Source organism: Parasulfitobacter algicola, from assembly GCF_013315265.1.
Taxonomy (GTDB): Bacteria; Pseudomonadota; Alphaproteobacteria; order Rhodobacterales; family Rhodobacteraceae; genus Parasulfitobacter; species Parasulfitobacter algicola.
Genome location: NZ_JABUFE010000007.1, coordinates 162,800 through 184,533 on the forward strand (window position 1 = coordinate 162,800; position 21,734 = coordinate 184,533).

Annotated in this window: 19 protein-coding genes, 1 other RNA gene and 1 other annotated feature; of the genes, 14 read left to right on the forward strand and 6 right to left on the reverse strand. The window is 51.9% G+C overall.

Going from position 1 to position 21,734, the window contains the following annotated elements; genetic code table 11:
* The first annotated feature begins 3 nt into the window (after positions 1-3).
* From HRQ87_RS12885 to HRQ87_RS12900, 4 genes are all read left to right on the forward strand, one after another.
* The gene (locus HRQ87_RS12885) at positions 4-456 is read left to right on the forward strand and encodes a universal stress protein (protein ID WP_174138844.1); all 453 of its coding nucleotides are present in this window, start codon (positions 4-6) and stop codon (positions 454-456) included.
* A 73-nt stretch (positions 457-529) separates the two neighbouring features.
* Positions 530-1,018 (forward strand): hypothetical protein, encoded by a 489-nt coding sequence (locus HRQ87_RS12890; RefSeq protein WP_174138845.1) that lies wholly within the window; start codon positions 530-532, stop codon positions 1,016-1,018.
* 5 nt (positions 1,019-1,023) lie between these two features.
* A complete protein-coding gene (locus HRQ87_RS12895) occupies positions 1,024-3,546 on the forward strand; it encodes a DEAD/DEAH box helicase family protein (protein ID WP_174138846.1) in 2,523 nt (840 codons plus the stop codon).
* Between the two features lie 378 nt (positions 3,547-3,924).
* Positions 3,925-4,236 (forward strand): hypothetical protein, encoded by a 312-nt coding sequence (locus tag HRQ87_RS12900; RefSeq protein ID WP_174135947.1) that lies wholly within the window; start codon positions 3,925-3,927, stop codon positions 4,234-4,236.
* Between the two features lie 114 nt (positions 4,237-4,350).
* Here HRQ87_RS12900 and HRQ87_RS12905 read toward each other — a convergent pair whose 3' ends face one another.
* The 4 genes from HRQ87_RS12905 to HRQ87_RS12920 form a co-directional block, all read right to left on the reverse strand.
* The gene (locus HRQ87_RS12905) at positions 4,351-6,495 is read right to left on the reverse strand and encodes a sulfatase-like hydrolase/transferase (protein WP_174138847.1); all 2,145 of its coding nucleotides are present in this window, start codon (positions 6,493-6,495) and stop codon (positions 4,351-4,353) included.
* A gap of 5 nt (positions 6,496-6,500) precedes the next feature.
* Positions 6,501-8,636 (reverse strand): hypothetical protein, encoded by a 2,136-nt coding sequence (locus HRQ87_RS12910; protein ID WP_174138848.1) that lies wholly within the window; start codon positions 8,634-8,636, stop codon positions 6,501-6,503.
* A 172-nt stretch (positions 8,637-8,808) separates the two neighbouring features.
* A protein-coding gene (locus tag HRQ87_RS12915; RefSeq protein WP_425501579.1) for an IS3 family transposase occupies positions 8,809-10,037 on the reverse strand; the annotation gives its coding sequence in 2 pieces (ribosomal slippage) (positions 8,809-9,743 and positions 9,743-10,037; 1,230 coding nt in all).
* Positions 9,634-9,750, reverse strand: a sequence feature (AL1L pseudoknot). (Overlaps the previous gene by 117 nt.)
* Positions 10,038-10,353: 316 nt before the next feature.
* Positions 10,354-11,268, reverse strand: coding sequence for a LysR family transcriptional regulator (locus tag HRQ87_RS12920; RefSeq protein ID WP_174138850.1), 915 nt, complete (start codon positions 11,266-11,268; stop codon positions 10,354-10,356).
* Between the two features lie 123 nt (positions 11,269-11,391).
* Between HRQ87_RS12920 and HRQ87_RS12925 the strand changes: the two genes are divergently transcribed.
* The 10 genes from HRQ87_RS12925 (at position 11,392) to HRQ87_RS12970 (ending at position 19,877) form a co-directional block, all read left to right on the forward strand.
* A complete protein-coding gene (locus HRQ87_RS12925; RefSeq protein ID WP_174138851.1) occupies positions 11,392-12,354 on the forward strand; it encodes a tripartite tricarboxylate transporter substrate binding protein in 963 nt (320 codons plus the stop codon).
* A gap of 41 nt (positions 12,355-12,395) precedes the next feature.
* Positions 12,396-12,833 carry a tripartite tricarboxylate transporter TctB family protein gene (locus HRQ87_RS12930; RefSeq protein ID WP_343035274.1) on the forward strand — a complete coding sequence of 146 codons (438 nt, stop codon included), beginning with the start codon at positions 12,396-12,398 and terminating at the stop codon, positions 12,831-12,833.
* Between the two features lie 2 nt (positions 12,834-12,835).
* Positions 12,836-14,341, forward strand: coding sequence for a tripartite tricarboxylate transporter permease (locus HRQ87_RS12935; protein ID WP_174138853.1), 1,506 nt, complete (start codon positions 12,836-12,838; stop codon positions 14,339-14,341).
* A complete protein-coding gene (locus HRQ87_RS12940; RefSeq protein WP_174138854.1) occupies positions 14,341-15,531 on the forward strand; it encodes a CaiB/BaiF CoA transferase family protein in 1,191 nt (396 codons plus the stop codon). The genes HRQ87_RS12935 and HRQ87_RS12940 overlap by 1 nt, the downstream gene beginning before the upstream one ends.
* Positions 15,532-15,715: 184 nt before the next feature.
* Positions 15,716-16,744, forward strand: a complete 1,029-nt coding sequence (locus tag HRQ87_RS12945; protein ID WP_174138855.1) for an extracellular solute-binding protein — start codon at positions 15,716-15,718, stop codon at positions 16,742-16,744.
* 140 nt (positions 16,745-16,884) lie between these two features.
* Positions 16,885-17,232: a DUF4345 family protein gene (locus HRQ87_RS12950; protein ID WP_174138856.1), complete on the forward strand. Its 348-nt coding sequence runs from the start codon at positions 16,885-16,887 to the stop codon at positions 17,230-17,232.
* A 63-nt stretch (positions 17,233-17,295) separates the two neighbouring features.
* Positions 17,296-17,904 (forward strand): SH3 domain-containing protein, encoded by a 609-nt coding sequence (locus HRQ87_RS12955; protein ID WP_174138857.1) that lies wholly within the window; start codon positions 17,296-17,298, stop codon positions 17,902-17,904.
* Positions 17,905-17,926: 22 nt separating this feature from the next.
* Positions 17,927-18,796 (forward strand): DUF817 family protein, encoded by an 870-nt coding sequence (locus HRQ87_RS12960; RefSeq protein ID WP_174138858.1) that lies wholly within the window; start codon positions 17,927-17,929, stop codon positions 18,794-18,796.
* Positions 18,763-19,113: a transfer-messenger RNA gene (gene ssrA, locus HRQ87_RS12965) on the forward strand. The genes HRQ87_RS12960 and ssrA overlap by 34 nt, the downstream gene beginning before the upstream one ends.
* Positions 19,114-19,175: 62 nt before the next feature.
* On the forward strand, positions 19,176-19,877 hold the full coding sequence (locus HRQ87_RS12970; protein WP_174138859.1) for a M48 family metalloprotease: 702 nt from the start codon (positions 19,176-19,178) through the stop codon (positions 19,875-19,877).
* Between the two features lie 2 nt (positions 19,878-19,879).
* On the opposite strand, the gene HRQ87_RS12975 is transcribed toward HRQ87_RS12970, so the two are convergent.
* The gene (locus tag HRQ87_RS12975; protein ID WP_174138860.1) at positions 19,880-20,425 is read right to left on the reverse strand and encodes an RSP_2648 family PIN domain-containing protein; all 546 of its coding nucleotides are present in this window, start codon (positions 20,423-20,425) and stop codon (positions 19,880-19,882) included.
* Positions 20,422-21,624, reverse strand: coding sequence for an RSP_2647 family RNA methyltransferase (locus HRQ87_RS12980; protein WP_174138861.1), 1,203 nt, complete (start codon positions 21,622-21,624; stop codon positions 20,422-20,424). Before HRQ87_RS12980 ends, HRQ87_RS12975 begins: the two co-directional genes overlap by 4 nt.
* Between the last annotated feature and the right edge of the window lie 110 nt (positions 21,625-21,734).

The following is a 21,734-nucleotide window of genomic DNA, read 5'->3' on the forward strand; positions in this document are numbered from 1 at the left end:
CACATGACCGAACACCTTCTTATCCCGATTGATCTGTCTTATCCGTCGTCTTGGAAAAAAGCCTTGCCCCATGCGTTTGCCATGGCCAAAGCGACAGACGCCCAATTGACAGTCATGACAGTCATACCAGAGATTATGGGCGGTCTGGATTGGCGTTATTCGATCCGCGGGGAAACCGGCGGATCAGAGGATTTCAATGTCGAAGAAATCTTGCAACAAGCCCGCGCAAAACTGGAAGAAATTGGGCGCGAACATGCCCCCGCCGGCATGACATTCGAGGTCATCGCGCGCTATGGCACGGTTTATGATGAAATCCTGAACCTAGCCGAAGAACTGCCTGCGTCGCAAATCGTCATGGCTGCACATCGCAAATCCATGGCCGATTACATGATTGGTTCGACCACGGCACGGGTCGTGCGACACGCAACCTGTTCAGTGCAAGTTGTCCGTGAATAGCCCCTTTTGCCCGCATTGATTATCTGTAATTATGCACAGATAATTTTGCAGATGTTTTAAGGGTTTTATGGCCGTGGATATGATAACAGGTGGCGGCATTGTCATCGCCGCTTTAAGTATTCTTTTTTTTATCTGGCTGCGCCCAAAACAAAAACTGGGATGGCAAGGCAAGGCTGGTTTGATCCTTTCCACCTATGGCGAACGCTTGCGCGGGGCTGCCGAACAGATTGACCAGCCCTATGCTGATATCTTTTGGGATATGGCAGAACGCCTTGAACGTGTCCGAACCGAAGTGATGGAGGACAAACGCGATCTGGCAATGACGCGGCGCTTTATCTATCACCACGCCCGTTTGATTGTGGATCTGGTTGAAAAATTCGTGAAACTGAATGACAAAGTGCGCCCCGAACAACAGGATCGGCTGGACGCCATGGGCGCACAGATGCAGGAATACCGCGAACTGTTCGGGCGTGTTGAAAAGGCCTGTATCGACAATGATTTTGCCGACATGGAAGCCACAATGGCTGCATTGGATACGCAGCTTGCGCGTTTGACATTCTGATTGGTATGAAAGACAGCCCTTTTGACACAATGCAGTTTTGCTATCCCTGGAGGGGATATCAGGCGCGTGTCATTGCCAATCTGCAAACCCATCTTGAGGATCGCAAACTACATGTCGTCGCCGCCCCCGGTGCTGGCAAAACCGTTCTGGGCCTTGAGGTCATGCGCCAGATTGGCAAACCCACGCTGATCCTTGCCCCCTCGATCGCTATTCGCAATCAATGGGTCGACAGACTGGTTGATCTGTTCCTACCCGATCAAACCCGCCCCGATTGGATCTCTGGCGATCTGGCGGCACCCGGTCTTGTCACCGTGGCCACTTATCAGGCGCTTTTTACCGACTGTAACCCCGACGTGTTGGCCAAAGCCGGTGTCAGCGTTGTGATCCTGGACGAAGCGCACCATCTGCGCAATTCCTGGTGGGAGGCATTGGACCACGTCATCAAGACGCTGAATACCAAGACCGTATCGCTGACCGCCACGCCCCCCTATGACGTCATATCAACCGAATGGCGCAGATATAACGATTTATGCGGGCCAATTGATGCTGAAATCAGCATTCCTGAGCTGGTAAAATCCGGCGACCTGGCCCCACATCAGGACCTTGTTCATATCACGCAGCTTGAACATCCTGAAACATATACTGACACCGATCATATCAACCGACTGCTGTTCAATGGATTGCGCGCCGATCCCACCTTGGTGCAAATCATTCTGGACCATCCGTGGGTTTCAGATACGCGGCGCCACACCTCTGATCTACTGTCTGATCCTCAGCTTTTTTCTGCCATGCTGATCTATCTGGCCGATGCTCATACTGAAGTTCCAAAATACGCCCGTCGCGTCTTGGGCGTGGGTCAAAAACACATTCCACTGTTAACCTATGACTGGTTGCGCATTTTGTGTCAGGGCCTTTTGAAATCGCTGCCTGATCCCTTGGTGACCCTGCTTAGCAAGAACGGCGCACTTTACCGCGAACGTGTCAAACTGCCCATCACAAACGACGAAGATCAGCGACGTATCCTGCAAAACGCAGCCGAGAAATTCTATAGCATCCGCGATATCACCCGGCTTGAACGCCAGCATATGGGCGATGATCTGCGCCTTGCCATACTAACCGAAAACGTCGGTGCGAATGCGATCAAGCTTGCCACTGAAGACCCCGATTATTTCCGCGCTGATATTTTTCGCGAAAGATACCGCAGCATGCCAAAATCAGGGCGCCTGGATGCGGGATCCGTGTTTGAACGACTGCGGCTTGAACCGGATCAGCCGGCTGATATGGCCGTCTTGACCGGATCTATGATCATTGTTCCATCCGGCAGTCTAAGCGGCCCTGGTATTGCAGCACGCCCCCTGCCCCATGATGCCCGATATGATCGAGTCGACCTGTCAGGTGTTGCGTCGGATCGGCGGGTCAGTCTTGTGTCTGATCTTGTGCGTGATGGTCATGTGCGTGTGCTGATCGGAACCCGGTCGCTTTTGGGTCAGGGATGGGATTTGCCTGTGATCAATACGTTGATCCTGGCCACGAATGTAAAATCCTTTGTGTCGTCAAATCAGGTGCGCGGGCGGGCCATTCGATGCAATCCGGACAACCCACAAAAGGTTGCCAATATCTGGCATATTGCAACCACGGCCCCTAACACCACAGGGCCAGAGATCGACGCCCTGATCCGACGCTTTGATACATTCATGCATCTGGATAATAACGAGGGGCGCATCGTTTCAGGGTTTTATCACGACACGAATGTACAGGCCGTTAATGCGAACTCTGGGGCCCAGGCAGTTAAGCGCGACCAGATTGCAGAGCAATGGCAAAAAGCATTGATCACAGGCAGTCCCGATCCACATGTCCAGCATCGAATTGAAACCGCGCAAGCCCCCCGCGGACTGGTGCGCACGGACGCCGTCGCGCAGCTTATTCCGCGGGCTGGTATCGCCAGTGGCGCGATGGGATTTTGGGCGACATATCTGCTGGACCCGATTTCCGGCATCGCATTTGCAACCGGATCAACCATTGTCATGATCCCTGCGTTACGCAGGGTGAAACGCGTGATTGACCACGGCACGATGGCGGGCAGCTTGCGGCAGACCGGGTTGGCCCTTTTGCATGCAATGATACAGACCGACCGTATCAGAACACCCCGCGACCAGTTAAAGGTTGAAGCCGGCAAAACGTCTGACGGGCTGGCTTACTGTACGTTGGTCGGCGCAACACTGCCCGAAGAAACCCGCTTTCTGGCAATGCTCGAAGAAATTTTCGCCCCAATCGATAACCCGCGGTATCTGATTATACGCGAAAGCTATCTTGGGCGCAGGTTACGCATCGCCCCATATCCCGTGCCCAAGGATCTGGCGGCACGCAAAGATACCGCCACTGCATTTCAAGATGGGTGGAACCGTTATGTGGGGCCCGCACGATTGGTTTATACACGGACCGTCCAGGGGCGCCTGTCACTTTTGCAATCGCGTACCGTAACACTGGCCGATGCCCGCAAAATTCGCCGAAGTTCGATCTGGGAATAGCCCCCTGCCCCCGCCAAACCGAATTTCGCGGGGTGTATTCCTGCGAACTCACCCTTCCCCAAATATTTCACGCCTCACACCGTTCGTGAGGATTTGGCGGGTGTTTGGGTGGGTGTTGTAACATCCGTGCTGCGGTGGGATCGTTTCCCTAATAAACAAACAGGATCGCGCGTGCAGGCAGGGCAAGACCTGCTCACGCCGCAGTGATGTGCATTTGCGCACATAATCCATGGCCGGTTTCGCCAATGTCAAACCCCACACATCGTCCCTAAATCAATCTCATCCGACGAGCGGACTTGAAACAGTCCAACCGCCACCCACCGGCCCAAACGGCCATATCCAAAACGCCCCAGTGGGCAAACATAAAGGACCAAAACCATGTACGTTAAAGCAACAATTGCCGCCCTGACCCTCGCCATCGCCGCCCCCGCATTCGCGAATACACAGCTGGCAGGCTCGGCCGGAGTTGAACCCGGCGTGTTCACCACAAACCAACTGGCCGCCATCAAAGCTGCCAACGACAGCGACGAGCGCATCGGTTTTGAACGCACAAGCAACGACATCGTCTCAACACAAAGTGTCGCCACCGACAACCAGCTGGCCCGTTCCCTGGGTGTCGAAGGACAAGGCCTGTCGCTGAGCGAACTGGCAATGCTGAAAGACCGTCTGGAAAGCGATCGTTCAGAATAATCCAACAACCGTCACCGGTGACAAACAACGGGGCCCGCTGAAATGCTGCGCCCCGTTTTTCGATGGGGCCTATAACTTTATGAGGAATTCAGAAACGACATCTTAAACCCAATGTCACACTTGGGTGCCGACGATCCGGTTTCCCTTAATGCATTCCCGAACGATTTGTTCGTCAGCCGCTTTGAAGACGACACGTTCCGTGACACAGGTTAAGATCACATTACCCTTTTGCGACACAACGCTGACAGGACCAAGGCACGCCCAGTCCGACAGATCAATTACACCGCGCGTGAAGCCGTGAACGGTTTGCGGCAGTTCGGTGCGCTTGAACAACAGAGTGTTTTCGCCAGCTTCCGCCATAATACGGTTTATGCCACCCTCCACCACAATCAGGTTCACACCAGGGCCACCATCCAACAGATTATTACCCGACCCGCTGTAAAGTGTGTCATTGCCATCGCCGCCGTAAAGTTCATCATTACCCGCATCACCGTGCAGTTCGTCATTTCCAGGGCCACCATACAGCGTGTCATTTCCAGACCCGCCGTGAATGATGTTGTCCGACACCCCCCCGATAATCATGTCATTGCCGGGCCCGCCATAGGCGATCAGTCTATCGTGGCTGGTTCTGATGAAGTTGTTACCGGGGCCGGAATGCACCTCAAGCGTAAAGCGATTGTGGCTTCCTGCAAAAATGATCCGGTTATCACGGTCATTGCCGACAACTTTCATATGCGACACGCCCCCGTTGGTATCGGATGCAAAATGCAATTCATCCACACCTTTGGCCAAATGCAGGGTCCCGTTGTTGTCCAGTGTTGCGAATTGCTTGCGATAGCCGGGGCTGTCTCCATAGGGCGTCAGTGATCCAATGGACACGATGCCATTAGTGGGTAGGTCATCGAAATCCTGCCCCCCTTTCAGCGCCGAAACATAGCTGGACGCCTGATTGGCAGGCACGCCCTGTTCCACAATCATGACACCGTATTCCGCGCAGGTTTGCAGTAACGCTTTACGTGCGGATTCAAATTCAGGGTGTTTATGCGCCAGGTTTTTGGTCAGCCACATATCATTATCAAGGTCATAAAACTCGGCGCTGCCGTCCTGATACAGCGTAATGCGATGCGATCCGAACCGGGCCGACGCACTGCCATACCAGAATGTCGGGATTGCCCGTTTTTCTTGTGTTTTTCCTTCGATGACAGGTCGCAGGGACTGTCCGACGCTGTGCTGCATCGGCTTGCAATTGGCGTAATCCAGAATGGTCGGGCCAACATCCGTCAGGGCCACGGGGTCTTCGACCATGCGGGCCGGGCTGTCTGGATCATGGATGATCAAGGGCGCGCGCGCGGCTTCTTCCCACAGAGTAAATTTGCGAAACCGCCCCTTGTCGCCCATGTGATAACCATGATCGGAATACAGCACAAAAATCGTATCTTTGGCATGTTTTGACTTTTGCAGCGCGTTCCAGACCCGCCCGATGTGATGATCCACATGACTGTAGGCGGAAAAATAATTGCGGATCGACTTTTTCCATGCCTCGATATCGTTCTGGTCCATGTTTTCGATCATGTAACGGCCAGTGAATTCCGATAGATCAAAACCAAGGGCCCAATCGTCCGGATGTATGAAATCATCCAGATCGTACATCTCTTTGAAGCGAACGGGCGTGCGAAAGGGGGGATGCGGATGGTGAAATCCGACTTCACGGTAAAAAGGTGCATCCTGATCATAAGATTGCAGAAACCGAAGGGCATCCTGCGATGATCTGAAATCGTAATATTGACGATCATTCTTGATGTCAGTCGTCCCCTTGCCGCCGCTTTTACCTCCAAAATCCACGGCGGGTGCATTTTTGGCGGGGCCAAAGTGAACCGGTCGACTGGGGTGTGAGTAAAGGGCGTTGTGAAAATCATCGGCCAGCGGCTTATAGCCGTGATGAACCTTACCCGCTGTTGAACAATAATATCCTTCGCGCTTAAGCCGAAATGACCAAAATTGTTCGGCGCGCATGACGTCAAAGACATTGGTATAATTGTCAAAAACGCCCGTTTCATAGGGCGACAACCCAGACATAACACTCGCCCGCGATGGTCCGCAGATCGGCACCTGGCAATAGGCTGACGTAAACGCCGCAGACATACTGCAAATTCGATCAAGGTTAGGTGTTTTAAGCGTGGCCCCAAACGCCGTGCGATAGCGCCAAAAGGCAAAGCCGTCGTCGATCGCGATCAGCAGGATATTTTTTCTTTTCGCCATATGATCTATCCGTCGTGATTGATAATACGGGTCCGCCCTGACAGGGCAAAGCGGTACAGCGATCTTCCGTTTGAAAGCTGGCTTTCGGCACACCAATTGTCGCGCAGTCCACCCGTATTTGCAGGCTTGCCATCCATCTTCGTCGATGTCGCACCCCAGGCGTATGTCAGCACCAGGTTTTCGCCCTTTGGTTCTTTATTGCAGACGATGGAAACAGTTTTCCCTGACGCTTTGACAGACGTGATCTTTGCATTGTTGTCGCACCCCATCAGGGCAAATCCATGATCCGTATCCGACACAAATTGCAGATCACTTAACGTTGAAAATTCTGCTGTAATTGTTCGTTTCGCCAAGGATGCGATTTGCAAAGATGGGCAATACCACGGCCGACCCGCATGAACTTCAGCCAAGGCATGGGCTTCGATTTCATCAACCAAAAGCTGATCTTCGGATGTCAGAGTGGCAGGCGTATCGGGCATCATCGCAAAGGGGTATTTCGGCGTAGCCACCACGATACCAATCGTTGGGTGATCAATATCCAAGCGACCTTCGGCTAGAATAACCTGCGATGTGCCATCGGTTTGCGTACCCGCACTTTGTGACACAACGATCAGGGGAAACGATTTTTGCCCCGTGATCAGGGTCACATCACCGCGCAATTCCTGCGCAATTGCTGCATAGTGAAAATCAGCCGCTTGTTCTGGAACCTGTGGCGCGCCGGATAACAAACACAGATGAATACGGTCGATAAACAGTTGTTTGTCCCATTGTGCCAGCGCAGTTGTCGCGGCCTTGATGCGATCCAGAATTTGAGTATATGCGTCACCCCCCACTTTTGCATCCTGTTCGGTGATACCTGGTTGGGGGTGGGACAAAGCAATGGTCGTCGTCAGCGCCTTGCCTTTGATCCTGTTATAAATTTGCGCGATCACACCATGACTTTCCGCTGCAAAAACAGGAACATCCGCGCTTAGCTTCTGATCCACGACATGCCATTCAAACCGCTCAGATAGCTTGCGTTCAATCGATACGCCCCCCCCAAAGGCGATCACTCCAATGGCAAGCGGCGGCGTCTGGGCAAGCGTGACCTGCGCGCGTTCCTCATAGCCTATAATCTGGCCGTGATAACGATCAGAAAGATACCGGATGGCATCACCGGACACATCAATCATCCATGCATTCCCCGGGGCCGATGGCCAAACATGGGGCGGTCTTTCGTCGTTGGAAGCTGGATCAGGGGCGACCGCCACCGTGGATGTTTTTTCCATCAAGGCACGGCGTCTGTCGCGAAACCTTGTGCGAAACAGTTTCAAAAGCCGGGGTTTGTCACGTTCGATCAGAACCGCTTCAACATTTCTGCGGTAAATATACAGGTCTTTTCTGCCGCGCGTGTTTTCATAGAATATCTGTCGCGTCAGATCACCCTGGATGGCATGTGTCATGATCAGATCAAGCCGGTTCATCCGATCCAGAAGCACACTTGGGTTATGCCCAAGCCCAAAGGCGCGCATCGGCGTGACATTCGCACCAGACAGCAGATCCGCGTGTCGGGTATCTTTTGCGTTCAACGGATCATAAACCACAAAGACATGCGCGGCATCCGCAAGATGTTCGGACGCATCTCCATAGGGCAAAGTCCAGTCAAGTGCGGCGCCTTCCGGAAAGCGATCCTCCCACGGGATTAGAGCCTTGGAGAGGGAAACTTGGGGGCTGAACGCGATCACGGTGGCACCTTTAGCAAGACCGCAAAACGCCAGTGCGGCAAAACCACCCATAGATACACCTGCGAAAACAACCCTTTCAAATTGCTTGAAAAAATCGTCATTACGTAAATCTTCCAGCACTTTGATCAATGGGGCGTTTCGATACCAGGATTGCTGCTGCGTGGTGATGCCAAGATGGCTGTAACCCTGTTCACGACAAAGATGTGCCAACCATGGTTCTTTATTTATTGCTTTGTTTTTGGCGTCTGTCACACTATCAAATGTGATGACAAGCTGATGGGGGCCGCGATCAACGAATGATACTGTATGATCGCCAAGTTTCTTGTAAAATCCGTCGTTCGGACCAGCCGGATAAACCTCACGATACCATGTTGTAAGCATATCGGGATCGCCGTTATCTGCTGCTTTTTCAATCATGTTTAATTCTGCAATTTTTTATACAGCAGATACAAGTCAGAACAGTACATCAAGCACGTTACACTTTCAGCACGGACTTCAACTTACTATACCCTTGCTTTGTGGCTAACAACGCATTGCTCATCAAACATTGAACCGCCCCGGTTTTACCGGAGCCTGTTAAGCTCGTACCTCAAGCTGCAATGTCGTCTGTTTTCAAGCCCTCATAGTATGCGTTCTCTGCTTCTTGCGGTGTGATGTATCTGAGTGGCTCAAAAATCCGCTTCGTGTTGAACCAATCGACCCATTTCAGCGTTTCCCACTCAACCTGATCTTTGGACTTCCACGGGCCTAAACGGTTGATGATTTCTGTCTTGGACAAGCCGATCATCGTTTCGGTAAGGGCGTTGTCATATGAGTCACCGACACTGCCGACAGACGGTTCCAATCCTGCATCGACCAACCGCTCTGTGTACTTGACCGATACGTATTGAGCCCCCAGATCAGAATGATGGATTAGGTTCTCGGCAGGCCTGCGCGCATGAAGTGCTTGTTCCAAAGCATCCAGCAGGAACTGGGTTTCTTGGCTCGTTGATGCCTTCCAACCAACAATTCGGTTGGCAAAGGTATCGACGACGAAGGCAACATAGACAAAACCGCGCCAAGTCGACACGAAGGTAAAACCGGATACCCAAAGTTGCTTGGGTATCAAAGCGCGGAACTGCCTGTTCACTTTGTCTAGCGGGCAAACCTCAGCAGGCTGTCCATAGGTTGTTTTGACCTTCTTTCCGCGCCGAACGCCTTCAATGCCAATATCGCGCATGAGCCGCTCAACCGTGCAGCGGGCGATATCAAATTGTTCTTGTTTCATCGCATGCCAAAGCTTACGTGCACCATACACCGAACTGTTCTCTTGCCAAACGCGCAACACTTCAGGACGCAATTCATCGTCACGTTTGGCACGATCTGATGCCAGACTGGGATCACGCGCGATGTCTTGATGTTCATAGAAAGTCGAAGGGGCGATCTGCAGAACACGGCACATCGGCTCGACCCCATGTTGACCTCGGTGTTCCTGAATGAATGCGATCATTTCCGAAACGGGCGGTCGAGCTCCGCCTGAGCAAAATAAGCAGATGCCTTTTTCAGTATCTCATTCGCCTGACGCAACTGCCGGTTCTCACGTTCAGGCTTTTTGATCCGATCCTGCTCTGCCGTGATCATCCCGCCACGCAGACCGCTGTCCGTCTCATGCTGCCTAATCCAGATGCGCAGGCTGTCCCGGCTGTATCTAACCTTCTGCGAAACCGATGAAATCGCTGCTGACCTGCTTCGGTATTCGCTCTCGCGATCCAAGACCATGCGCACAGTACACGCACGCAGTTCGTCCGGATATCTTTTTCCAAAATTCTTTTTTCCCATAACCCAGTATCCTTACTTCTGGGTCTCCGGCAAACAAGGGGCGGTTCAAACATTCCGTGATCTTCAAGCCCGGTGCGGATCAGCATCCCTCAGTGTCTTGAACACCCGGCTGAAAGAGCTTCACGCGGTCGGCCTGATACGAAGCGGTAATTGCGGGTATGAATTGACGGCCGGTGGACGGTAATGCTGGGGAAAAACTTTTGAGGTCCGGATCGCGGCGCATTGCTGCGGCATGGGCCATAAAAAGAGAAACGATACAATCAGAAACGAGCCTGGGTTTTGGGAATGCATCTCTGTTATATCTTATAAACAAACATCAGTTTGTTTCTGCAGTTTTCGCGCCCGAAATTTTTGCATCAAATATATCCTGAAGTACTTTGGCAAAAGCAGCGGCTTCGGGGTGTCGATCCCGTTTTGGGGGCAAAAAGTACCCGAATGGAACTGCCATTTTGTACTGCCATGGCACCAGCGCAATGTCTGGGGCGACCTCGGGATCAAGTGCGACGGGATCGGCAAATGTGAATCCAAGCTTACTTTGAACCAAGCGGTATGCAGCAGATCCTGCCGATACTTCATGCTTGATGCTAAGTTGCGCATTCGCACGGTCCATGGCGCGGTCTACGATACGTCGAATGACGGTTGTGTCATCCAAAGCAATGTAAGGAAGATCTTTGATATCAACTGGCCCCAAGACATCGCGCTGCGCCAATGAATGGTCTTTGTGCAATGCCACACGCAGTTCTGTCGTACCAAGTACATTCGGTCTAATCGTATCGACGGGCAGCGGCAGGGTCGAAATCCCAAAATCATAGCGGTCATTCATGATCCGGCGGCCTAGATCACGCCGGGGGTAAATCTCTAGTTTGACTGGCGTGTTCGGCTCAACCTGTGCAAAGCGAACAATCGCAGGCAAAACCAGCCCGTTTACAATTCTTGGATGACAAATCAGGCGTAATGCTTCGGGCGCATCACTACGCATCTGCGCGAAAAAATCAGGGATTTGATCAACTTGCGCCAGAATACGCAGTGCTTCGGGATAAAACCGCTCGCCTATCGGGGTCGGGATAAGTCTTTTCTTGTCGCGGCGAAACAGGACGATACTGAATTCCTCTTCAAGGATTTGTAACAGACGGCTTGCTGCAGATTGGCTAAGATTGATGCGATCCGCCGCACGGGCAAGCGTGCCTTCCTCCATAACCAATGCAAAGACTTTTAGACTTTTGAGATTCATTTCGAAAAATCCGAACTATAATTCTGATATTTGCGTTTTTTCTATTTTATAGTCTCTATTAAGGTCCACTGATACTTTTGTAGGTGCGCCAAGATGCACCACGTGTTTCTGGGAGGATTTCAGATGAAACGTCGTAACTTTATTAAAATAGGTGTGTCTGCCGTTGCGGTGACTGCTGCTGCACCAGCATTTGCCGAATGGACACCACGCCGTCCCATCAATGCGATCTTGCCCTATTCCGCAGGTGGTGGAACCGATGCCCTTGCCCGTGCCGCGGCCGCATCAGCTGATGGTATTTTACCAGTGCCATTAGTGATCGTGAACAAGCCGGGATCATCCGGCATCACTGGTGCAACCGAAGCCGCAGCCGCAAGGCCCGATGGCAATACGGTCATGGTTACATCTGCAGGATCATTTCTGTTGACGTCAATGTTGCGCGATAAAGATGTGAACCCCTTTGACAGCTTTGAAGTGATCGCCCAGATCGGAAACCTGACACCGGCCGTCATTGTACCTGCAAACAGCCCGTTTCAATCCGTTCAGGATCTTGTGGATGCCGCCAATGCAAATCCCGGCAGCCTGCGGTGGGCCCATAATGGACGCGGCGGTTTTCACCACGTCTCGGGTCAAAGCTTTTTGAACCGTAATAATCTGCAGGCCCAGGATGTGCCCTTTAAGGGTGGTGGACCAACACGGGCTGCGGTGATCGGTGGACAAGTAGATTTTGCCTTTGTCGGCATTCAACAAGCTGCTGGTTTTGAAAATGAACTGCGGGTTCTGGCACTTGCCGCCCCTGCCCGTGATCCGGTTCGCGATGATGTGCCGACCTTGCCGGAACTTGGGTTCGACTATGTCGCTGTGTCATCACCGATTGTGTTCTTTGCACCAAACGGAACTGACCCTGAAATCATCTCGGGCATGGAAGCTGCTTTGAAAGCAATTACCGAAACGCAGCAGTTTGCGGATCTGATGTTCGAACGTGGCAATGTACCAGCCTTTTTGACCGGTGCCGAAACCGAAGCGCGCCTGCGTCAGATGCAAATCGACACCCAACCCGTCATTGATGCGCTAAAAGAGCAGGGCTAGAGTTGTCTGCAAGTTCTACTCCCGCCTCGTGGACTGTTGCTGTGGCGTTGATCCTTTTGGGGATCGGCGCCACATTTACCAGCATGACCATCGCCTTGGATCAATATGGACGATGGGGCGCACGCATTTTTCCGCTTGCAGGGTCGCTTTCGTTGATTGCGTTGGGCTTGACCGAATTATGGAATACCAAAGGCAAACCGACATCTTCTTTAAGCCGCGAACACCTGCCGGCGATTGCCGCTTTGTTGCTTTTGTCGCTGGCTTATGTGTGGGTTATGGCGAAGTTCGGGTATCTAATCAGTACAGGTTTGGCAGCACCGTTGGCCCTTTGGATTTTTGGTGTACGCAGCAAAACCGGTCTGGCCGCAGCAGCTGTTCTATGCCCGGCAGTGTATCATATGATCTTTTTCAAATTACTTGGAGTCTTTCCGCCTTTGGGTCGCTGGTTCGACCTGCTTGATGTTCTTGGTGGTTATTAACGATGGAAATTTTTGCTGCACTCGGCAGTGTTCTGAGTGATCCTGTTTTGCTGGGTTGGGTATTATTGGCAGCTATTGTTGGCATGATTGTGGGCGCAATTCCCGGTCTGACAGCATCTGCGGCTATCGCAATGCTTTTGCCGCTGACATTTTACATGGAGCCTTTGCCAGCTCTTGCGTTTTTATATGTGATTGGAAAATCCGGGCGATATGGCGGTTCAATTGCCGCGATCTTGTTTAATACTCCAGGTACTGCTGCATCGGCCGCAACACAATTGGATGGATATCCACTTGCCCGTCAGGGCAAAGCAGGCAAAGCCATGAAGGTTGCAACGATTTCATCCGTCATCGGTGATTTCACCGGTGAGATATTGCTGATCGTTGGTGTGGCATGGATTGCCACCATCGCCCTGAAATTGGGCCCACCAGAGCTTTTTGCCGTCTATTTCGCCGCCTTTATTGTTATTGGATCCGTTATTGGCAAATCTGTTACGCGCGGATTGGCTTCGGCTGCCTTGGGCGTGCTGGTTGCCATGATTGGCCTTGACCCAATCAGTGCCACAGAACGGTTTACGTTTAACAGTTTTGATCTGACAAATGGCATCAGCCTTGTACCCTTGATGATTGGCATATTTGTTCTGGGTGAAGTGTTCACTCAAATCGAAGAACGAGGGAAAAAAACCGAAATGATCCCAGATAGCGACGATGCGTCACGTAATCGTTTGACCTGGGCCGAATACAAAACGTGCCTGCCGCATGTCATACGATCGTCCTTTATCGGATCATTCATTGGAATGTTACCTGGCCTTGGGTCAGCCATTGCGGCCTTTGTCGCGTATGGCGAAGGCAAAAGACGCGCCAAAAACCCAGACGATTGGGGCAAAGGCGCATTAGAGGGCGTTGCAGCCCCAGAAGCCGCTAACAATGCAGTCAGCGGTCCATCTATGGCACCACTTTTGACACTGGGCATCCCCGGTTCGACGATCGGCGCGATCCTGATCGGGGTGTTCCTGATCCATGGTATCCAGATCGGCCCCACATTGTTTCTCACCTCACGGGATTTAGTATATGCGCTTTTTGCCTGTGGTCTGATTGGCATCGTCATGTATGGTCTGATCGGTTATTACGGGGCCGCATTCGTGGGGCGGTTCATCACACGCATACCCACCAGGGTGCTGTATCCAGTCATTTTCCTGACGTCATTCGTTGCATCCTATACATCACGCGGAAACTTGTTCGATGTTTACGTCATGGTGGCCGCAGGTTTTATGGGGTGGTTAATGCGTAAATTGGATTTCAACCCGGCAGCCTTCGTTATTTCCTTTGTTCTGGCAGGTGGGGCAGAAGAAACCTTCCGTCAGGCCCTTTTGCTATCGGATAATGGCGTGATGATTTTTATAACCCGCCCCATCGCATTAATGTTCTTGCTGATCGGTCTGGCGGCATTGATTGTACGAATTCGCAGCCTGAACCGGCAAGCGCGTGCCGTCGCCCTGGAGGATGCATAATGTCAGCACCTTTGAACGGTATTCGCGTCATCGACTGGACCCATGTTCTGGCCGGACCTGCCTGTGCTTATTATCTTGGTCTTTTGGGGGCAGATATCATCAAGGTCGAAAGCCTAAATGGTGATGCCATGCGCCACCGTGGTGGCACCGATAAAAACCTTTCGGCAAAAGGGATGAGTACGGCGTATCAAACCCAAGGTGGCGGTAAGAAATCCATCGCACTTGATTTGGAAACAGAAACTGGTCGCGACGTGTTTCATCGTCTTTTACAATCTGCTGATGTTCTTGTTGAAAATCATCGCCCTTCTACGCTGGACCGTCTTCGTCTGACAGAGGCGCAAACAAAAGTCATTAATCCCAAGCTGATCCACTGTGCGATGACCGGATACGGGCGCGGAAACGCGATGGAAAATGCGCCAGCTTACGATGTGAACATCCAGGCAATCAGCGGTCTGATGTCGCTGACAGGTACACAGGACACGGGACCAATCCGTACCGGCGCCCCGATTGTAGATTACGCCACAGGGCTGGTCGGCGCTTTGGGTGTGATGTCCGCCCTGTTTAGCAGGCAGACGTCAGAAAGTGGGGCATTTGTCGACGTTTCAATGCTGGAAACCGCATTCAGTCTGATGAGTTCGACAATCACTGATTATCAGATGACCGCTACAGCGCCGCAACCGCGTGGAAATGCTGCAAACAGCCGTTCTCCGTCTTCGGGTACATTTGCCTGTCTGTCTGGCCATCTAAGTCTTGGTGTCAACGAAGAGACACAGTTTCGCAAACTGGCGGTTGCATTAGGATGCGACGATTGGTTGACCGATGCCCGTTTTGCAGATCCCGTTGCCCGAGATAAGAACAAGGATATGCTGGGCAATGCTTTGACCCGCGTTCTGGCCACACGTACGGCAGAAGACTGGGAAAACAGATTATTGGCCGCTGGTGTTCCTGCCGCGCGATTGCGCACATTACCAGAAGCTTTGGACCTGCCACCTGCCAAAACCCGAAAATTCGCATCGCGCGGCGCCTCGGGTGGGGTGGGTTTGCCATTCGTTATGACGGGCAATCCAGATACACCCGATCCCAAACCCGTACCACGTTTGGGCAACGATACGCATTCAGTATTGCAGGCGCTTGGGTATTGCGATGATCAGATCAATAGCCTGCGCAAGACTGGTGTGATCGCAGGTTAGTCAACGCCGTTTTTGACATGGTAGACTTGATTTTCAGTATGGAGTTTTCCAGACCCTGACGCCCCTGCCCCGATACATATTGAAACACAGGCGCAATCTGCTCTTTTCAATTCTCTCTGCGGGCCATAAGTTCAGGTCTTGTGCAGACTGGTTTCCCAGTCACCAATCTCATTGGAGGGATAAGATGAGAGTTGCTGCCTTTCTAAGCACAGCTGCCATTTTGACGGCAACGGCTGGTTTTGCGGAAGATACCGATTTACTTGTTTTCGACTATTCTGGCTTTGAAAATGCCGATTTTCACAGTGCATATATCGAAAAACATGGCGCCAGCCCGCGATTTGCGTTTTTTGGTGATGAAGAGGAAGCCTTTCAAAAAGTGCGATCCGGTTTTCGGGCCGATGTGGCGCATATTTGCGGGGACTCTGTTACTAAATGGTCCCAAAGCGATATACTAGAGCCATGGGATATCAGCCGCATTCCGGAATACACAAATCTTAACAAAGACTTGGCAGGACAAGACATCACGGGTGGTGATGTGTATTTCATTCCCGTCGATTACGGATCAACCGCCGTCGCGTATAACACGGATGAAATCGAAGGCGTCCCATCGTTGGATATATTCCTGGATCCCGCTTATGCGGGCCGTGTCACATTACCGGACGTTGCCGCTGACAGCTATGCACTTGGGTATTTGGCCACGGGCGTGTCCGACTGGACCCAAGCGACCGACGAACAGTTTGAGGCCGCGACGGCCTGGTTGCGGCAGGCCCATCAAAATCTGCGCACCTATTGGACCGATCCTGCCGAATTATCACAACTTTTGGCAACTGGTGAAGTTGCCTTGGCCTGGGCCTGGAATGAAACATTGCCAACCATGGTCGACCAGGGCTTTCCAATAGGGTTTGAACGCGAAACAGCCGAAGGATCGTCCCTTTGGCTATGCGGCTATGTCAATCTGAAAGATGGCGAAGGCGTTGAAGACAAAGCTTATGATTATATCAACGCCATGCTGGATCCATCCTCAACCCAACCCTTGTTGGACGCAGGGTATGGTCATGCCAACGCCGCAGCCATGGCCGCGTTCAGTGACGATGATCTGACCGCCGTTGGTTTGGGGCCGATCACAGCACCTGTTCTGGCGCAGCTTCCAACATCAGAAGAATTGCGCAATAAGCAGGTCGAGATGTTTGAACGGATAAAGGCGGGCTTTTAGAGCCTACCTTGCCCCGGTATGTTTGGGAGGACACCGGGGCAGGGTTTTTGATTGATCTGATGATATAAATTCAGGCAAATGCAAAAACCGTGAACCAATGTCCCCCCTTGCACGTATAGAACTTAGAAAGCGAGGGCGGAATGATCGAGGTTATTAACATATCACTGGCAGTGTTCAGCATTGCGTTAGGCATGTTTGGCTGGCTTGCGCCCAAATATACTATGTCAGTTGTCGATTTGCAGCGTGGCGACAGCACGATGGGAATGTCCGAAGTGCGCGCAGCATCGGGCGCATTGTTCGTGGGGCTTGGCGTGGGTGCGCTGTTTCTGGCAACACCAGCCGCTTATGCAATGATTGGTTTTGCGTGGGGATTTGCGTCAATCGGACGTCTGACATCTATTGTGCTGGATGGTGCTACAACAAAGAAATGGGGCTTTTTTGCCTGTGAAATTTCTGTGGGCGCGGTATTGATCGGGATCAATATCTAACCCGATTGTCAGCATCACACGCTTTCGGTATGACTTATGCGCACTACATCCAAAGGGTCGGTCATGCGCATTTTACTATTTACCTTGCTGTTCACCCTGCCCTTATTCGCAGATCAGCCGCAAATGATGTTACCGGCACTTTTCAAGGTACAGGGTGTCGCATCTGATGATCAGTTGAATGTCCGGGCCGCACCTGATGCCAGTTCTGATATTCTGGGGCGTTATGATGCCACGGCCAAAGATATTGAGGTCGTGGGATTTAGTCCCGAAGGTAAATGGGCGCAGGTCAACATGGCAGGCCAAACCGGTTGGGTATCACTGGCTTACCTGCAGAACCAACCGATTGCGCTGGATCAAAACAATTTACCAGCAGGTCTGCAGTGTTTCGGAACAGAGCCATTTTGGACATTGACCCCCAGTGACGGCACATTGGTCTTGACCCACCAAATTAATGAAAAAAAGGCCATATTTCAGATAAACAGCACGTCTCCTGCGCAATATCTGCAAAATTTCTATGGTATGAACATCAATGTGTCAAATGACAGCGGCAAAAGCATAATACGCATTTTGCCTGGTCGGTGCTCGGACGGCATGTCCGAAAGTCTTTATGGTCTGCACATCATTGGGGACGATATTGGTATCGGATGCTGTTCGATTGAGAATATAAAATAAAATCAGAATATTACAGGGCAAAGTGAAACAAAACCTTTCTATTGAACGCAGGCTTGGCGATTGGTTCAGGCAGCGTCTTCATCCCTATATTTCCGAACTTATCCTGTTCGTTCTAAAACAGGCATGGGCCTGTCTTTTCGGCGGGCTATTGTTGGTTCTGATCATCGTAACATCGCTGATTTGGCAGGATGATTGGCCGATCTATCGCTATGATTTTCTATTTGCCTGCGCCATAACACTGCAGATCGGTTTTCTTGTCTTTAAACTGGAAACCTGGCGCGAAGCCAAAGTGATTTTGCTGTTCCATATTGTTGGAACAATCATGGAAATCTTTAAAATCCATGCAGGATCATGGGCTTACCCGGAACCGGGGTATATAAAGCTGATGGGCGTTCCGCTGTTTTCTGGCTTTATGTACGCCGCAGTGGGCAGTTTTATGGCTCGCGTGATCCGGATTTTCGACATGCGCTTTGCGCCCTATCCACCATTTTGGACGACAGTTCTGCTGGCCATCGCCATTTATGCCAATTTCTTCCTGCATCATTTCACAATCGATATTAGATACGCCCTTTTTGCCGCCACGCTGATCCTGTTCTGGCGCACGCGGATCTGGTTTTACATTGGATCAACCCCGCGTTGGATGCCGCTGCCCCTTGCGGCCTTTTTGACAGCATTCTTTATGTGGATCGCAGAAAACATCGGCACAATGACAGGAACTTGGCTTTATGCCGGGCAATCACAGCTCGAAATGGTGCGCTTTGCCAAACTGGGGTCTTGGTATCTGTTGCTTTATGTCAGCTTCCTTTTGGTCACACTGGTCATCCGCGAAGCAATTTCACGCGATCCCTGGCAACCAAAAGCCTTTAAATCCCCGAAGACTGTCGCTATATAATTGATTGTCCTTCGGGACTATGGACATAAACGCGCTCGTAATAAGCGGATCGGACCCGGGGGCGGTACCCGGCGACTCCACCAATACCCGTTCATTTGGCGGTCATGGGGTCGAAATAGGATCGACGAACGTCTAAAGGGGTTAGCTTTGTTTCGGTGAGTTACCACCGTTATCGGTACACAATAAGCTAGTTGCAAATGACAACAAAGCTCCAGTAGCCCTCGCAGCGTAAGCTGTGCGGAATACTGAAATTTAAGCCCTTGCGCCTAGCAGCGTAAGGCGGGGTTCGCAGGCACCTGGCAACAGAAGCCTGCACTTTCACTTTATTTTCATCCATGACCCGCTGGCAAAATCTGTCAGGCATGCCATATCTTTCATTATGATAAAACTTCTCATCCCCATTCTGGCTGCGGTTTTGTACGGCGTGTTGATGTACAAACTGTCTGTATCGCGCACGAAACGTGAACTGGATGAACGATCCACCGAACTTGCTGATGGACGCTTGAAAAAGATCACCGATCGCATGGCAGATGCATTGGATTTGCCACGTGTCAAAGTCTTTATCTATGAGATCGAGCCAGTGAATGGTTTGGCCGCCCCCGATGGTCGAATTTTCATAACACGCGGGTTTTACAAGAAATATCAACAGGGCGAAGTAACGGATACCGAACTGGCCAGCGTGATTGCGCATGAATTGGGTCACGTGGCCCTTGGGCATTCCCGGCGTCGCATGATCGATTTTTCGGGCCAAAATGCCTTGCGCATGACGCTGGCCATGATTTTCAGCCGTTTTATTCCCGGTCTTGGCATCTGGATTGCAAATATTCTGACCAGCCTGATCGCGGCCCGTATGTCGCGCAGTGACGAATACGAAGCCGATGCCTATGCCGCGGCACTGATGACCAAGATCGGTCTTGGCGTCGAACCACAGATATCGCTGTTTGAAAAGCTTGAGGTTTTGACAAAATCAGGTGCCGGTGTAATGCCAGCCTGGTTGATGAGCCACCCCAAATCGTACGAACGCATCAAGGCGATCCGTGCACTAGATGCGCGCTGGTCTGCGACTGTTACAAAAGCATAAAGCTATGCCGTCAAAAGGGCTTTTGCCAACCTTGGCAAGCGCGCCTTTTTCAACAGCTTACGCATAGGCCAATCCTGTTTGGACAAGGTTTCAGCTTGCTGACGCACATTTTCTGCCACGCTTGCCACCTGGTCGGGATGTGTTTGCCAAAGATCGCGCAAAAATCCATCGGGATCGTGGCGATTTAAACCTTCCTCGGCCAAGATATTTTTGGGAAAATCCTTTGCATTCATAGTAATAATTGTGTCGCAAGACCCTTTGATCGCACAGGCCAGCACATGAATATCATTTGCGTCTGGCAACCATAATCGTGCCTCAAGTCCGGGTGCCGTGGGAATTGTCGCATCCGGCCAGTTCGCCCGCAGCAGAGCAATTTCACCCCGTGCAATCTGTTCTTGCGCAGGTTCAATCCGTGCAGCGGCCCGCGCCCATTCTTCTAAGATGCGATCTGACCATCGGGGCTGAAACAGGCTCTGCACCGCGACGCCAAGCAGAATTTCCCGCATGACTGTTGGATACAATACACAGGCATCCAACAGCGCCCTCATTCCAGCAACCGAAAAAACAGCGCCTTTAGGTATCCGCTTTCGGCCAATTGCGGCATCAATGGATGATCCGGACCAGCAAAGCCGGTGTGGATCAATTGCGCGCTGCGCCCTGCCCGCCCGATGCCGCGCACGCAGGATTTGCGAAATTGTGTCAAATCAGCAGCGTGCGAGCATGAACACAAAACCAGATACCCGTTTGCCGCAACCAGCTGTGCGGCCTGTCTTGCGACCCGTTCATAGGCGCGCAAGCCCGCATCAAGTGCTTGCTTGGACGGTGCAAAGGCAGGTGGATCACAGATCACAAGTTCGAACTTTTGATCCTCGGCCGCCAACCCCGCCATAGCGTCGAACGCATCACCCTTGCGGGTCGAAAATATCGTCGAATACCCACTTTCCGCAGCACCTTTTTCGGCCAAGGCCAGTGCATTGGCAGATCCGTCAATGGCCAGCGCGCTTTTAGCACCTGCCGCTAGCGCTGCCAGTGAAAACCCACCCACATGGCTGAACACATCCAGCACCCGCGCGCCCTTGGTCAAGGTTGCCGCGAATGCATGATTTGGTCGTTGATCGTAAAACAAACCGGTTTTCTGACCACCCATAACATCCGCCATATAAACAGCTTCGTTCATGGGCACCGCAATGGGATCAGTGGGTGCGTCACCTTGCAGGACTGTGATATCTTCGCTCAGACCTTCCAGACTTCGGGTTCGCCCCGTGCCATTTTTGATCACAGTTTCAACGCCGGTTATCGCAATCAAAGCCTTGGTCAACGGGTCCAGAAGCCGATCAGCCCAAGCCGCATTCGGCTGGATCACAGCCAGATTGCCAAAACGGTCAATCACGACACCGGGCAAACCGTCTGCTTCTGCGTGGATCAGACGATAGAACGGCGCGTCGTAAATCCGGTTGCGATGTTCAAACGCCCGTGCGATCCGCGCTTCAAACCAAGTCTGATCAATCACAGCATCTGGATCTGGGTCCAGCATTCGCGCGATCAGTGTTGATTTCGGGTTCACGGTCACCGTTCCAAGCGGGACGCGGTCCGCATCCTGCAATTGCGCCAGAACGCCGGGTTCCAATGCTTTGGTCCGGCGGTCGGTGACCAGTTCATTTGCGTAAACCCACGGAAAACCATGGCGAATATTTCGGGCCTGAACTTTTGGGCGAAGGCGGACGATGGGGCGTGTTTGATCTGTCATGCCCCGTGCTTAGGGTGTTTTTCACGGTACGAAAAGATCGTTTTGTGATAACCTTGTCTGCCAAGCCAAACTGACTAATCGATATGTGGAATTTGGAATTGTAAAAGACC